The sequence below is a fragment of the Cryobacterium sp. CAN_C2 genome (assembly GCF_015751745.1).
Classification (GTDB): domain Bacteria; phylum Actinomycetota; class Actinomycetes; order Actinomycetales; family Microbacteriaceae; genus Cryobacterium.
In genome coordinates, this window is record NZ_JADOUX010000009.1 from 75,157 (window position 1) to 90,000 (window position 14,844).

Sequence of the window (14,844 nt, forward strand, 5' to 3'; positions counted from 1 at the left end):
CTTGCGCACACGGTCGGCTCAGGAGCCGACCGGCTACGCCTCAATCAGAGCCCCTCGCGGGGCTCAGACTACTTGAGGGTAACGGTGGCGCCGGCCTCTTCGAGGGAAGCCTTGGCCTTGTCGGCAGCGTCCTTGGCAACGCCCTCGAGGACGGCCTTCGGCGCGCCATCGACAACGGCCTTGGCCTCGCCGAGGCCCAGGCTGGTGAGCTCGCGCACGACCTTGATGACCTGGATCTTCTTGTCGCCAACGGCGTCAAGGATGACGTCGAACGCGGTCTGCTCTTCAACCTCTTCAACAGCGGCGGCGGGGCCAGCGGCTCCGGCAGCGGCCACGGGAGCGGCAGCGGTGACCTCGAAGGTCTCCTCGAACGCCTTGACGAACTCGGAGAGCTCGATGAGGGTCAGGCCCTTGAACTGCTCGAGCAGGTCTTCAGTGGAAAGCTTTGCCATGATGTACTCCTTCTAGTTTCTTAAAAATTCGTAAACCGCGGGGACCAGGCAGGTGCCTAGTTCGCGGACTCCTGCTTCTCACGCAGCGCGTCGATGGTGCGAACAGCCTTCGACAGCGGTGCCTGGAAGAGATAAGCGGCTCCGAACAGCGATGCCTTGAAGGCGCCGGCCAGCTTGGCCAGCAGCACCTCGCGGGACTCGAGGTCGGCAAGTTTGCCAACCTCCGCTGCGGTGAGCGGGTTACCGTCAAAGTAACCGCCCTTTACCACCAGGAGAGGGTTTGCCTTGGTAAAGGCACGCAGGGTCTTCGCGACGGCGACGGGGTCTCCGTGCACGAAGGCGATAGCGGACGGACCGACAAGTTCCTCGTCGAACGAGGTGATGCCGGCCTTGTTGGCCGCAATCTTGGTGAGCGTGTTCTTTACCACGGCGTACGTGGCGTCCTCACTGATGGACTTGCGCAGGCTCTTGAGCTGCGCAACAGTGAGACCGCGGTACTCGGTGAGCAGAACGGCGGTCGAGCTTTCGAATTTCTCCGCAAGCTCGGCGACCGTTGCTTCCTTGTTCGCCATGGTGCTCCTCATTAATAATCATGTGCCGGGTAGCCCGGGGCGCAGACATGAAAAAAGCTCCAGCGCAGGGCGCCGGAGCTTGGGGAACAATCCAAAAAGACTGTAACTGAACTTCGAACACCTGCGCGGGCCGTTCACGTGAATGAACCTTCGTCTGCACGTGTGTCTTTCGACATGGCGCAGCAACCGGCGGTCTGTGGCTGAGAGTAACTGTACGGCAGGTTTCAGACGCGTGCAAATCGCAGGGCGGCGGCATCAGCTCATCGGCAGCTCAAGGTGGTTGACATTCATCAACTACTCGATTATCGTTGATAGCTGTCAATCACTGAGGAGTCGCATGAGCCGCGCCAGCCGCACAGTTCGAGAACCGGTCACCGCGGGCTCGATGACGCATCGGCACGTACTCGAAGCCCTGTCGGGCCTGCTGCTGGGCATGTTCGTGTCGATTCTGGCCAACACCGTCGTGAGCACGTCGCTACCGCTCATTCTCAGTGATCTCAAGGGCTCGCAGTCCGCCTACACCTGGGTTGTCACGGCGACGCTGCTGGCCACGACGGTCAGCACGCCGATCTGGGGCAAGTTCGCCGACCTGTTCAATCGCAAGCTGCTCATTCAGCTGGCCCTCGCCGTGTTCGTAATCGGCAGTGCACTCGCCGGCTTGTCGCAGGATGCGGGCACGCTCATCGCGTTCCGGGTGCTGCAGGGCCTCGGCGCCGGCGGTCTCGTGGCCCTGAGCCAGATCATCATGGCCGACATCATCAGCCCCCGGGAGCGCGGCCGGTACGCCGGCCTGTTTGGCGCGGTCATGGCCCTCGGCACCATCGGCGGCCCGCTGCTCGGCGGCGTCGTGACGGACACCTTCGGCTGGCGCTGGAATTTCTTCATCGCCCTCCCCGTGGCGATCGTCGCGATCGTGCTGCTGCAGCGCACTCTGCACCTGCCGCTCCGGGTGAAGCGGGTCGTGAGCATTGATTACCTCGGCGCCGCGCTCATCACGAGTGGCGTCTCGCTGCTGCTGATCTGGGTGACCCTGGCCGGTTCGCAGTTCGAGTGGCTGTCGCTGACCTCGTTCGCCATGGTGATCGGCGCCGTCGTTGTGCTCATCGCGGCGGTCATCGTCGAGTTTCGTGCCCCGGAGCCGATCATTCCACTCAGCCTGTTTCGCAACCGCACCTTCAGCCTCGCGACCGTCGCGAGCCTCGCGGTCGGCGTCTCGTTGTTCGGCACCTCGGTCTTTCTCAGCCAGTACATGCAACTCGCCCGTGGCGCCACGCCCACCCAGTCAGGCCTGCTCACGATCCCGATGATGGGCGGCTTGCTGATCTCGTCAACTCTGTTCGGCACCGTGATCAGTCGGCGCGGAACCTGGAAGTCGATCATGGTGTCCGGTTCGGTGCTCATGCTCGTCGGCACGACCCTGCTCGGCACCCTCGATGTACACACGAGCCTCGTCTTCGTTGGCGTGTACATGTTCATTCTCGGCGCCGGCGTGGGCATGGTCATGCAGAACCTCGTTCTGGTCGTGCAGAACACCATTGAGGTGAGGCACCTCGGCGTGGCCACGAGCTCGGTGACCTTCTTCCGCAGCCTGGGTGGTGCGATCGGCGTCTCGGTGATGGGGTCGATACTCGGAAGTGTCGTCGCGACGCAGATCACGAACAGCGTCGGCCACCTCAGCCCGACCCATCAAGCGGATGCCGGCCGGCTGCTCGGCGACGGCGTCATTCCGCAGGTCACTCTTCTGCCCGACGTGCTGCGCATCATCGTGGAAACGGCCTACGGTTCCGGAGTCGGCACGATCTTTCTGATCAGCGCACCGCTGGCCCTCGTGACCCTGCTCACAGTGTCGCTCCTGCCGAATCATCCGCTCGGCACGGAGACCGGCATCGATCGGGCCCGCTTTGCGGCCGTCGAGTCGGAATCATCGTCGGAGTCGGCATTTCAACGGGAGGTCGAAGACGTGGAGGATATTCTGATCGACGTGAGCGCGGCATCCGCTGGCCCGCAGCCGGTGGGACTGGCCCAGAAAACGCAGTCAATTCGCAGAGTCCGACCCTCCAGCCAACAAGCCCCATCGACCCGGACCGAGCGCAATGAGTGAGACCGCCCCGCCGCCCCTGGTGGATGAAGACAGCCCCGAGCTCACCCGCGTCGAGGCCCAGATGGCCATGCTCGCGGCTAAAATTCGGGCCAGCACCCGATCGACCGCGGCCGGGATCGACCCCACGCTCGAGCCGTTCGGACTCGCGCTGCTCCGCGTGCTGGCGCGACGAGGCGAATCGCATGCGAGCGTTGTCGCCGATGTCCTCGCGGTGGATCGCAGCATGATCAGCCGCCAGGCCAAGCTGCTCTGCGCGCTCGGACTCGTGGAGACCCGGGTCGATCCGAGCGACGGGCGCGCTCGGTTTCTCGCCCTGACGCCGCTCGCCCAAGAGAAGCTCGCCGAGGTTCGCCGCAATCGCACGGCCCTCGTACACCGGCGGCTCGGCCGGTGGACGGCCGCCGAACTCGACCAGTTCGCCACCCTGCTGGAACGACTCAACGAGCCCGACTAGCCAGTGCGTCTACGGCGCGGCGAGCGGCAGCGCCACGCGAAAGTGCGTGCGACCGGGTTCACTGTCGACCGTGACCTCGCCGTGGTGCGCGGCGACGACCGCGGCCACGATCGCGAGGCCGAGGCCCGTGCTGCCGGTTCCGCGAAAACGCGAGCTGTCGCCCCGCGCGAACCGTTCGAACAGGGTGCTCCGGAGGTCTGCGGGAATGCCCGGACCGTTGTCGGTGACCGTCACGACGGCCCGGTCGCCGACGGCGGAAAGGTGAACGACCACGGTGCTGCCGGCATCCGTGTGCACCCGCGCGTTGGCGAGCAGGTTCGTAAGGACCTGGCGAAGGCGCGGTTCGTCGCCGATTGCCTCGATCGGTTCGTCGGGCAGTTCGAGGTTCCAGACATGATCACGTCCGGCCGCATGAGCGTCGCTGACGGCGTCGACGAGCAACATGGTGAGGTCGACGGGTTCCATTTCGAGTTCGCGGCCCTCGTCGAGGCGGGCGAGCAGCAGCAGGTCTTCAACCAGGCCGGTCATGCGCACCGACTCGGATTCGATGCGGCCGAGGGCGTGCATCGCGTCGGGCGGCAGCCCTTGGCCGCTGCGCCGGGTGAGTTCGGAATAGCCACGAATGGAGGCGAGCGGGGTGCGCAATTCGTGGCTCGCGTCGGCGACGAACTGGCGCACCTTGCGCTCGCTGGCTTGCCGGGACTCCAGGGCGAGGTCGACGTGGTCGAGCATGCGGTTCAGCGCGGCGCCGACCCGGCCCACCTCGGTGCGCGGATCGGTATCGTCGGCCGGAACCCGATCGTCGAGCGAGACCTCGCCGCGGTCGAGTGGCAGTTGCGCGACGCGGGTGGCGGTCGCGGTCACGCGTTGCAGCGGGCGCAGGGCGAGCCGCACCACCCAGGCCGCGATGATGGCGACCACGATAAGCCCGGCGAGCGAGACGAAGGTGATGATCAGGGCGAGCTGGGCGGCTGTGGCCGCGACGCCCGACAGTGGCAGCCCGACCAGGTAGAGGGTACCGGTGCGGGAGGTTTCGGCCTGCACCCGGTACTCGCCGAGCTCACCGCCAAGGTCCACCGTGACCGCAGCCGACTGGTTGACGTGATCGGCGAGCTGCTGCATCTGCTGGGCCGAGAGTTCTTCGATCGCCCCGCTCTGGTCGTCGGTGTAGCCGGTCGTGATGCTTGACCCGTCATAGACGAGGGCGAGCAGCCCCGGCGGCTGGGCGGGGCCGCTGAGGATGCTGTCGGCCGTCGCAGCACCAAAGTAGGTACTGCCGGGGCTGTCGCCGGGGCGGTCGCCATCGTTGTCGCCGCCGCCGCCGCCCAGCACGGCACCGGATCGGTCGACGGCCGAGGCGAGTTGCTCGTCGAGGCGGTCAACCAGGGAGGCGCTCAAAATGACCACGCTCACCACGCCGATCGTGACGCTCACGAGGGCGAGCAGCCCGACGACGGTGAGCACGAGACGCCGCTGCAGGGTCCACGGCGAGCGCGGACGGCCGCGGCGGCGCCGCATCCGATGCGGTGAACGTCCTGCCATCAGGCAGTTTTCAGCATGTACCCGGCGCCGCGCACCGTGTGGATCATCGGCTCCCGGCCGGCATCGATCTTCTTGCGCAGGTACGAGATGTAGATCTCGACGACACTCGACTTGCCGCCGAAGTCGTAGCTCCAGACCCGGTCGAGAATCTGGGCCTTGCTGAGCACCCGGCGCGGGTTGCGCATGAGAAAGCGCAGCAGTTCGAACTCGGTCGCGGTCAGTTCGATGGCTGCGCCGTCGCGAAAGACCTCGTAGCTGTCTTCGTCGAGGGTGAGATCGCCGACGGTGATGCGCGGGTCGGTCGAGTCGGCCACGGCGAGGGTGGAGCGGCGAATGAGGCCGCGCAGCCGGGCGACGACCTCTTCGAGGCTGAACGGTTTGGTGACGTAGTCGTCGCCGCCGGCGGTGAGCCCCGCGATGCGGTCTTCGAGCGAGTCCTTGGCGGTGAGAAAGAGCACGGGAGTCTCGTAGCCGTCGGCGCGCACCCGCTGCAGCACCTGGAGGCCGTTGATGTCGGGCAACATAATATCGAGCACGATGGCGTCGGGCCGGAATTCGCGGGCGATGGTGAGCGCCTGACGGCCCTCGCCGGCGGTGCGCACCTCCCAGCCTTCGTAGCGCAGGGCCATGGAGAGCAGATCGGTGAGGGTGGGTTCGTCGTCGACGACCAACACCCGGATTGCGCTGCCATCGGCTTTGGTCAGTCGCGGGCCGTGGCCGGTTTGGGTGCTCGCACGTGTGCTCATTCTGGTGAGTATCCGGTAGTTGTCTATGAACGCGCTATGAGAATGCCCTCGGGCTGCTGTGGCCGGCCAGCGTCAGGCGACCAGCGCGGCCAGGAGCGCCGGCGCCGGCACGAGCGCGTGACTGCCGGGCAGGAACACTGGCTGGCAGCCGTCGAGTTCGACCGTGATCGGGGTGTCGGGGTGCGTGGTGGTCACATCCGTTCGAAGCGGAGCGCCGAGCTGAGCGGCGTTCCCGTAGTGGAGGTTGGGTGCCTGGCAGTCGACGTCGGCGACGAGCTGCACGAGCGGAGTGTGCGAGACGCGACATGACTTTCCCCATGGATGGCCGTTCTCTCAGGCTGGCGAACCCAGGTCTCTTCGCGATAACGATTCCCAGCGTCATTGGGCCGCGCACGCCTGCAGCACGCGTGGCGGTGGCCCGCCGACCGGTCGTGCGGGCACACAATAGAGAGATGCCGAATTCCACGCTGTCCCTCTTCGACTTGGACCAGCACTCGGCGTACCCCGCGGCATCCGTTCTCCCGCCGGCACAGGCACCGCATACGCTGCGCGTCGTCGCCGATTCGACCGATCAGGTGGCGTGGCATCGGGCCCGCAAACAGGGCATCACTGCAACGGATGTCGCCAAGCTCGCGACCGCCAAATCGGTCGCCAACGCCGCGCACGACAAGATGCACGGCACGAGCTTCACCGGCAACAGTTTCACCGACCACGGACGCGCGCGAGAACCGGTCATCGCGGCCTGGGTTCTTCAAAACTATGGCATCGAGCCGAGCACCAACCTGTACCGTTCGGCAACGCACGACCGGCACTTAGCGACACCCGACGGTGTGGGCGTCGCCGCCAATGGCGAGCTGCATCTGGCCGAGATCAAGACCACAAGCAAGGCGTGGCGCAGCATCCCACGCAACTACCTGCGACAGGTCTGGTGGCAGCAGTACGTGCTCGGCGCCGACCGGACCCTGTTGGTCTGGGAGCAGCACCTCGATTTCGTGCCGGTCGACCCGGTTCCCCAGTTTCGGTGGATCGAGCGCGACGAAGATCAGATCGCCATCCTGATCGGTTTCGCAAACGATCTGATCGACCTGCTCAATCGCAAAAACCAGCGTTAGGTATCCGCTACCCGCTCCTTCGGCTTCGGCTTCGGCTTCGGCTTCGGCTTCGGCTTCGGCTTCGGCGATAGTCTCGTGGCTAATTCCGGAGATTCCCGGGCGCAGAGGGGCACCGGTCGCTCAAATCCGCCCCGCCGTCACGAGGCTGCAGCCAAATTTGCTGAATTCGCCATCAGGAAACACCGAGAAACACCGCGCGACGCCACGAATCAGCGTCTGGCTGGGATCAGGGACGCGACAGAATGGGGTCATGACTCTCGAACTGCCGAGCACCATGCGCGCCCTCGTCATCAACCGCACCGGGGCACCCGATGAGCTGCACATTGAGCAGGTTCCGTTGCCCCTGCAGCTGTTCGACGAACTTATTGTGCGGGTCGTGGCTGCAGGCATCAACCCGATCGACGCCAAGACGCGCGCGGGCAGGGGCGTCTCGGCCGCCATCGAGAGCTACCCGGCCATTCTGGGCAATGATTTCAGCGGTGTGGTCGTGCGCGCACCCTACGAGGCCTTCCCCCTGCAGCCGGGCGACGATGTCTACGGCATGGCCCGCGTTCCCCGCACCGGCGGCAGCTACGCGCAGTACGTGACAGTGTCGAGCCTGAGCGTCGCGCGCAAACCGAACAAGCTCAGCCACTACGAAGCGGCCGCCCTGCCGGTTGCCGCACTCACCGCGTGGGGAATGGTCGACCTGGCCCAGGTCACACCGGGCCACCGGATGCTCATCCACGCCGGCAGCGGCGGCGTCGGTCATCTCGCGGTACAGTTCGCCCACGCACGCGGGGCGCACGTCACCGCAACGGGATCGCCGGCAAACCTTGATTTTCTGCGCGAACTGGGCGCCGACGAGGTCATCGACTACACCACGCAGCGCTTCGAAGACGTCCTGACGGGCCTCGACTCCGTGATGGACCTGATCGGGAACGTGCACGACAACACCGGCAGCCGGTCGCTCCGAGTGCTGTGCCCGGGCGGGCTGCTCGTCAACGTGCCGACCGGAAGCTGGCCGACCCTGCAGGAGGAAGCCGCGGCCGTGGGCATCCGGGCGACCGGTTTCAAGGTTGCGCCTGATGCGCGTGCCCTCGACCAGATCACGACACTTGTCAATTCGGGCGCGGTCCGCGTGCACGTCGACCAGATCTTCGAACTCGACGAGGGCGCCGCCGCCCATCGTCTGCTCGAAGAAGGCCACACCCGAGGCAAGATCGTGCTGGGCGTCGCTGGCTAGCCCCGTGGACCCAGCGACCGGCCCGGTGCCACGGTGCCCGGCCTAACCTGCGCGTCCGAACCGCAACAGCGAGCCCGCTCACGAACAGGCAAGTGGCGTAAGCGAACAACGCAGTCGGCGCGATCGGAATGATCCAAGCCTTGTTCGCTCCGTTCACGAAGTTGTTGAGATAGCCGAGGTAGGTCACCAAGGACTCGGGCTTGCCCTGAATCTGTGCGGGCAGAACCAGATCGGCGTCGGGCCTGGTGTTGTTGTCCCCTCGGAATTGAAACGACCGAGTGCCATCAGGTTCGACAAGACAGCGACGATGCGGTGAGTGATCACTCCGGGCTGGCCCGGGTGTTTGGCCGGTGGCGACGTCTCCGATCACGAGAACATCGGGGTTCACCGGCCCCACCACACTCAGTGTTCCCGGCAGTCGGCGCGGCTTCATCGATCTTGTCAACACGGTCAGTGGAATGGCTCCGGTGACCTCGGGGACGCCAATCACGATGGCGGCCAGCGCGAGAACCAGCGGGTGAACCAGCGGGAGAACCAGCGAGAGGATGGCAGCGCTCACCGCGAGTCCGATGTAGTGCAACAGACACTTTTTTGACCGTCGGCACCTCCGGCGTGGCCGGGTCAGCGCCAAGCGACGCCGTCATGACCGTCGGTGCAGGCGAGAGCGCCGGGTCGACACGAGCCACAGTCGACACGAGCCACAGTCGACACGAGCCACAGTCCACCGCCAACCAGCAGCCCCGCCCACAGCAGAGCCAGGCCGGCGTTCTCGGCGCTGGTGTGCGGCAGAGACGATCGCGTCGTCTCGGGTGCTGAAAACGAGGACTTCCTGCGGGGCGGCCCCGGCCGGGGCCGCCCAAGGACACTACGAGCACCGCACCCACGACGAAGGCGGGCGCCCCCTGGCGCGTGGCCGTTTTCCAGCCAATCACGGTCAGGAAAGCGCCGTCAGTGAAGCGCCGCCAGTAAAGCGCCGTCAGTGTGAATTGTTGCAGCGCTGCCGTCGAGTTGCAGGTTTGCAGACCGAGCGATTTACCAGCGGTGCCTTGGGGTACGAAGATACCCACGCCGCCGGTCACGGCAGCGGCCGAATTCCACAGCGCAAATGTTCCGGCGTCGCCCGGAAGAAGCGTGAGGCCTGCAGTACCAGCGATTGCACCAGCGATTGCACCAGCGATTGCACCAACAATGAGCTTGTTCATGAAAAGTCCCTATCGAGACAGCGGTCTTTGGATGTCGTCCATCGCAGGCCGTATTTCGGCTGGCAGATCTGTGTGGGTCGGGCTGCGCTCTGAAATAAGAACTTCGCAGGGGCTGCATCTCCATCCGCATTACGAATGCCGGCTGGTACAGACAGATTTGTCTGTCCCAGCAAGCCCCCCAGAAAAGGGCACGGCTGCATTTCGGCCGAATTGCCAGACTTGACACTCATGTGCATGTTTTGCGACGGAATCCGCAGATACACCGGGTATGAATAGAGCAAGTAGCCTGTTCTGACATTCGCAAACAAAATCACCCTGACAACTAGACCGACCTTTCTACTTCAGAATTGGTCTATTTGAATGCGTGCACCAGACTGGACCGAAACGAGGGGAAATCGTATGAGCGCCAGATCACCGCACCTCAAAGCGGATGCACCACGATGAGCAACCCGCCCGGCCACCAGCCCGCCGTCGTCTGGTTTCGTGACGACCTGCGTCTCGGCGACCATCCCGCCCTGCACGCGGCGCTCGAGCTGAACCGGCCGATCGTCGCGGTGTACGTGCTCGACGAGGAATCTGCCGGTATCCGCCCCCTCGGAGCTGCGGCACGGTGGTGGCTCGACCAGAGCCTGCGGTCGCTCGCCACCTCGCTTGAGTTGCTCGGGTCTCGGCTGGTACTGCGACGCGGCCCCGCCGACCGGGTCATCGACGAGCTGGTCCATGAGACGGATGCCGCCGCCGTCGTCTGGAATCGCCGGTACGGCGCCGCTGAGCGTGCCGTCGACACGCGCATCAAGTCCGCAATGCAGGCTCGCGGAATCGACGCACACAGCTTCGCCGGGTCGCTCCTGTTTGAACCGTGGACCATCCAAACCGGGCAGGGCGGCCCGTACTCGGTGTTCACACCGTTCTGGCGATCCTGCCTGGCGGCCGCCCCGCCCCGGCCACCCGTGCCCGCGCCCACCGCCATCGCGCCCTGGGACGGCGTTGTCAATTCTGACGAGCTCGACACCTGGGCGCTCTCCCCGACCGCGCCGGACCGGGCCGCCGGTCTGCGTGAGAACTGGACCCCCGGCGAAATCGCTGCGCAGGCAGCGCTCGACCGTTTTCTCGCCACGTCATTGTCCGACTACGCCTCCCGGCGCGACGAACCGGCCCGGAATGTCACGTCACGGCTGTCTCCGCACCTGCGCTGGGGCGAGATCAGTCCGTACCAGGTCTGGCACGCCACTCAGAAGGTGCAACGCGGGGCGTCCGGATCGGCCGCGGCCAGCGGCATCCGCTTTCTCACCGAACTCGGCTGGCGTGAGTTCGCCTACCACGTGCTCTTTCACGCGCCCGATCTGGCCACCGCGAACCTGCGCCCGGCCTTCGACGCGTTCCCCTGGCCTGAGCTCGACCCGCAGGCCCTCAAGGCCTGGCAACACGGGCGCACCGGCTTCGCACTCGTCGACGCTGGAATGCGTGAGCTGTGGCGCACCGGCAGCATGCACAATCGGGTGCGCATGGTCGCCGCATCGTTTCTGATCAAGAACCTGCTGATCGACTGGCGTGAGGGTGAACGTTGGTTCTGGGACACGCTCGTCGACGCCGACCCGGCCAGCAACCCCTTCGGCTGGCAGTGGGTCGCGGGCAGCGGGGCGGATGCTGCGCCCTACTTTCGCGTGTTCAATCCCGAGCTGCAGGCTGCCAAGTTCGACCCCCAGGAGCAGTACATTCGCGAGAACGTACCCGAGTACGGCACGGATGCCTACCCCGCGCGACTCGTGGACCTGGGCGAGACTCGCCGCGCCGCCCTGGCCGCCTACGAACGAGTCAAAAACACGACCGTTTGACACTAAACATCCGACGCTGAACACCCGACACGAAAGAACGGGCAAACAGTTGGATCGCCCCTGTGATGACGCCGGGGCGGAAACAACCGTGTGCCCGCTCTCGCGGAACTAGCAGACCATTTAGAAGAAGCGGGCGTACGCGCCGACAGTGAGGAAGGTCGGGAACTCTGGCTCGAGAGCCGAGGTGCGCAGTACCGTGAGGGCGTCGTCGAAGCGGTCGGTGGGCGTGCGTTCGAGGCCGTCGACGACCTCGTCGAGCACCTCTTCGACCCAGTCGGAGTCAATCCGGCGTCCCTCCGCGGTGACCGAGTTCTCGTGGATCCACTGCCAGAGCTGCGAACGGGAGATCTCCGCGGTGGCGGCGTCCTCCATCAGGTTGTCGATCGCCGCCGCGCCCACGCCGCGCAGCCAGGACTCGATGTAGCGCAGGGAGATGAGCACGTTGCCGCGTACGCCGGCCTCGGTGATCTGACCGCCGACGGAAGCGACGTCGAGCAATTCGGCGGCGGTCACACTCACCTCGGGACGGGTGCGCTCGAGTTGATTCGGCCGATCGCCGAGCACCTTGTCGAACTCGGCCTGCGCGGTCGGGATCAGGTCGGGGTGCGCGACCCAGGAACCGTCGAAGCCGTCGGTGGCCTCACGCCTTTTGTCGGCCGCAACCTGGGCGAGCGCCTGCTCGGTGACCGCCGGGTCGCGGCGGTTGGGGATGAAGGCGCTCATGCCGCCGATGGCGAAGGCTCCGCGACGGTGACAGGTGGCGACGAGCAGTTCCGTGTAGGCACGCATGAACGGCACCGTCATGGTGATCTGCTTGCGGTCGGGAAAAACGAAACGGCTGCCGCGGGCACGGAACGTCTTGATGATGCTGAAGATGTAGTCCCAGCGTCCCGCGTTGAGGCCGGCGCAGTGGTCGCGCAGTTCGTAGAGAATTTCTTCCATCTCAAAGCCGGCCTGGATCGTCTCGATCAGTACCGTGGCACGGATCGTGCCGTATTCGATGCCCAGACGCTCTTCGGCGTAGGTAAAGATGTCGTTCCACAGCCGTGACTCTTTATGGCTCTCGAGCTTGGCCAGGTAGAAGTACGGGCCGGTGCCGTTTTCGATGAGCTTCTGCGCGTTGTGGAAGAAGTACAGGCCGAAGTCGATCAGGCTGCCCGAAGACTTCATGCGGCGGTTGGCGCGGTCGATGAACGTGATGTGCTTTTCGACGAGGTGCCAGCCGCGCGGACGCACCACGATGGTCGGCGTCGACTCGTTCGTGATCTCGTACTTCTTGCCCTCGGGGCTCGTGAAGCTGAGCTGGCCGCGCACCTGGTCGAACAGGGTCAGCTGGCCCTCGATCACGTTGGTCCAGGTCGGGCTCGTGGCGTCTTCCTGGTCGGCGAGCCACACCTTGGCGCTCGAGTTGAGCGCGTTGATGGCCATCTTGCGGTCGGTCGGACCGGTGATCTCCACCCGGCGATCCTCCAGGCCCGGTCCGGCTCCCGCAACACTCCACGTGGGATCGAGACGGATGCTCTCGGTAACGCTGAGAAATTTGGGGTCGCGACCGTTAGCGGCATCCACTCGTGTCTGCAGCCGGGCAGCGAGCAGGTCGTGCCGGGTGCCGGCGAAACGCTCGTGCAGTTCGGCGAGAAATTCGAGGGCGTCGGGCGTGAGGATCTCGTCGTAGCGATCGCCGAGCGGTCCGGTGACCTCGAGGTGCGGGCGAATGGTGGCGAAGCTTCCGGTGGTCGCTTTCACGGTTTCGGTGTTGGTCGGCACGGAGGCGACCGGCTGATCGATGGTCGGATTCGGGGTATTCATGGTCTGGCTCCTTGCGAAAGTTGATGGTACCGACAGGGGGTGACCCGCACGGAGCGGTTCGCCCGATCTCAGGCGGAGGGGGTAGAGCTGATCTCATTCGGTCTGCCGACGAGCGCGAGGGTGGATACGATCGTCATTCGACAGTCGGTGCTTGCCTGTGCTTCTACTCTGCCCGGTCCGTGCCGGCAAAACCACAATCCGGAAGCAGAATAAATCCCATTCTTCTGATTGTGGAAACTTTTCAAACGTGTGACACTGAGCCTATGGTTCCCGCTGAAGCCCTTGCCGCACTGTCCACCCTCGCTGCCGATGAGCCCGAGCTCGACGCACTCACTCTGGGGCGTCGCATCCGGGAGCTGCGCACCGCGCGGCGCATGACCCTCGATGCCCTCGCCGCTGCAATCGACCGCGCGCCCTCGCAGGTATCGATGATGGAGAACGGCAAACGCGAACCACGCCTGTCGATGCTGCGCACGATCGCGCTCGCGCTCGGCACCACCGTCGAGGAACTGATGAGAACGGATGCTCCCTCCGAGCGGGCCGCCCTGGAAATCTCGGTTGAACGTGCCCAGCGCGGACCGGTGTTTCAGGCCCTCGGCCTTCCCCGCATCCGGGTGAGCAAGGGCCAGAGCGACGAAACCCTGCAGACCATCCTGAGCCTGCACAACGAAATCGACCGACTCAACCGGGAACGCGCGGCCACCCCGGAAGAGGCCCGCCGGGCAAATTCTGCCCTGCGCCAGATCATGCGCCAACAAGACAACTACTTTCCCGAGTTGGAGGCGCAGGCCCTCGAACTGCTCACCGCGGTCGGGCACTCCGGTGGCCCGGTGTCACAACAGCTCGTCGCCGACATGGCCACCCACCTGGGTTTCTCGCTGCACTACGTGAACGACTTGCCGCACTCCACCCGATCGGTCACCGACAAACGCAACGGGCGCATCTACCTGCCGACCGAGCGATCGGCGTCGCGGGATTCCCGCTCGCCGATCGTGCAAGCATTCGCAAGCCACCTCTGCGCGCACGAGGAGCCCAAAAATTACGCCGAATTTCTGCGCCAGCGCGTGGAAACCAATTATCTGACCGCAGCAATTCTGTTGCCGGAACGTGACGCAGTGCGCATGCTGACCGAGGCGAAGACCCTGCGACGCATCTCGATGGAGGACCTCCGCGACGCGTTCGCGGTCTCGTACGAGACGGCCGCGCACCGCTTCACCAACCTCGCCACGGCCCGGCTGGACATCCCCGTGCACTTCATGAAGGTGCACGAGTCCGGCACGATCATCAAGGCGTATGAAAACGACAATGTGCGTTTTCCCAGCGACGCGCTCGGCGCGGTGGAGGGCACCACGGTCTGCCGCAGCTGGACGGCCCGCACCGTATTCGACGTCGAGGACCGTTTCAGCGCCTGGTACCAGTACACCGACATGCCAGCCGGAAGTTTCTGGTGCACTTCCCGCATCGAGAAGGCCAAGGAGGGCGAGTATTCGGTGAGCGTGGGTGTGCCGTTCGCGCACGTGAAATGGTTTCGGGGTAGGGAGACCGCGAACCGGGCCGTCTCACTCTGCCCCGACGAATCCTGTTGCCGCCGCGCGCCCGACAACCTCGCCGGTCGCTGGGCCGGACAGTCCTGGCCGGCCGCGCGCACCCCCACGAGTCTGCTCGCCGCGCTGCCCACCGGCACTTTTCCCGGCGTCGACCAGACCGAGGTGTACGAGTTTCTCGAGGCCCACTCGCCGCGCTGACCCGTCGACCGTTGCGGCTGATTTCGTGGTGCAGTTCTGTTTCAGCAAC

The 14,844-nt window shown here is 65.2% G+C and carries 12 protein-coding genes; 6 read left to right on the plus strand and 6 right to left on the minus strand.

Annotation, left to right across the window (positions count from 1 at the left end; all coding sequences use genetic code 11):
* Positions 1–68: 68 nt before the first annotated feature.
* Positions 69–452 carry a 50S ribosomal protein L7/L12 gene (gene rplL, locus IWX77_RS09155; RefSeq protein WP_104083139.1) on the minus strand — a complete coding sequence of 128 codons (384 nt, stop codon included), beginning with the start codon at positions 450–452 and terminating at the stop codon, positions 69–71.
* Between the two features lie 56 nt (positions 453–508).
* Positions 509–1,024: a 50S ribosomal protein L10 gene (gene rplJ / locus IWX77_RS09160; protein WP_196844204.1), complete on the minus strand. Its 516-nt coding sequence runs from the start codon at positions 1,022–1,024 to the stop codon at positions 509–511.
* A gap of 337 nt (positions 1,025–1,361) precedes the next feature.
* On the opposite strand from rplJ, the gene IWX77_RS09165 reads away from it, so the two are divergent.
* Together IWX77_RS09165 and IWX77_RS09170 are read left to right on the plus strand one after the other, a co-directional pair.
* Positions 1,362–3,125: an MDR family MFS transporter gene (locus IWX77_RS09165; RefSeq protein ID WP_327012154.1), complete on the plus strand. Its 1,764-nt coding sequence runs from the start codon at positions 1,362–1,364 to the stop codon at positions 3,123–3,125.
* Entirely contained in the window at positions 3,118–3,579 is a 462-nt protein-coding gene (locus IWX77_RS09170; protein WP_196844205.1) for a MarR family winged helix-turn-helix transcriptional regulator, read from the plus strand. The genes IWX77_RS09165 and IWX77_RS09170 overlap by 8 nt, the downstream gene beginning before the upstream one ends.
* Positions 3,580–3,588: 9 nt before the next feature.
* Here IWX77_RS09170 and IWX77_RS09175 read toward each other — a convergent pair whose 3' ends face one another.
* The 3 genes from IWX77_RS09175 to IWX77_RS09185 form a co-directional block, all read right to left on the minus strand.
* Positions 3,589–5,121 carry a sensor histidine kinase gene (locus IWX77_RS09175; RefSeq protein ID WP_297412673.1) on the minus strand — a complete coding sequence of 511 codons (1,533 nt, stop codon included), beginning with the start codon at positions 5,119–5,121 and terminating at the stop codon, positions 3,589–3,591.
* Positions 5,121–5,867 (minus strand): response regulator transcription factor, encoded by a 747-nt coding sequence (locus IWX77_RS09180; protein ID WP_196844206.1) that lies wholly within the window; start codon positions 5,865–5,867, stop codon positions 5,121–5,123. Before IWX77_RS09180 ends, IWX77_RS09175 begins: the two co-directional genes overlap by 1 nt.
* A 72-nt stretch (positions 5,868–5,939) precedes the next feature.
* Complete coding sequence (locus IWX77_RS09185) at positions 5,940–6,149, minus strand: hypothetical protein (RefSeq protein ID WP_196844207.1); 210 nt, start codon at positions 6,147–6,149, stop codon at positions 5,940–5,942.
* A gap of 170 nt (positions 6,150–6,319) precedes the next feature.
* On the opposite strand from IWX77_RS09185, the gene IWX77_RS09190 reads away from it, so the two are divergent.
* The 3 genes from IWX77_RS09190 (at position 6,320) to IWX77_RS09200 (ending at position 11,241) form a co-directional block, all read left to right on the plus strand.
* A complete protein-coding gene (locus tag IWX77_RS09190; RefSeq protein WP_196844208.1) occupies positions 6,320–6,979 on the plus strand; it encodes a YqaJ viral recombinase family protein in 660 nt (219 codons plus the stop codon).
* 250 nt (positions 6,980–7,229) lie between these two features.
* Positions 7,230–8,204, plus strand: a complete 975-nt coding sequence (locus IWX77_RS09195; protein WP_327012155.1) for an NADP-dependent oxidoreductase — start codon at positions 7,230–7,232, stop codon at positions 8,202–8,204.
* Positions 8,205–9,846: 1,642 nt separating this feature from the next.
* Positions 9,847–11,241 carry a cryptochrome/photolyase family protein gene (locus IWX77_RS09200; RefSeq protein ID WP_196844209.1) on the plus strand — a complete coding sequence of 465 codons (1,395 nt, stop codon included), beginning with the start codon at positions 9,847–9,849 and terminating at the stop codon, positions 11,239–11,241.
* Between the two features lie 120 nt (positions 11,242–11,361).
* On the opposite strand, the gene aceB is transcribed toward IWX77_RS09200, so the two are convergent.
* Complete coding sequence (gene aceB, locus IWX77_RS09205) at positions 11,362–13,050, minus strand: malate synthase A (protein ID WP_196844210.1); 1,689 nt, start codon at positions 13,048–13,050, stop codon at positions 11,362–11,364.
* Between the two features lie 263 nt (positions 13,051–13,313).
* Here aceB and IWX77_RS09210 point away from each other — a divergent pair, with 263 nt between their 5' ends.
* Positions 13,314–14,795 (plus strand): helix-turn-helix transcriptional regulator, encoded by a 1,482-nt coding sequence (locus tag IWX77_RS09210; RefSeq protein WP_196844211.1) that lies wholly within the window; start codon positions 13,314–13,316, stop codon positions 14,793–14,795.
* Positions 14,796–14,844 lie beyond the last annotated feature (49 nt).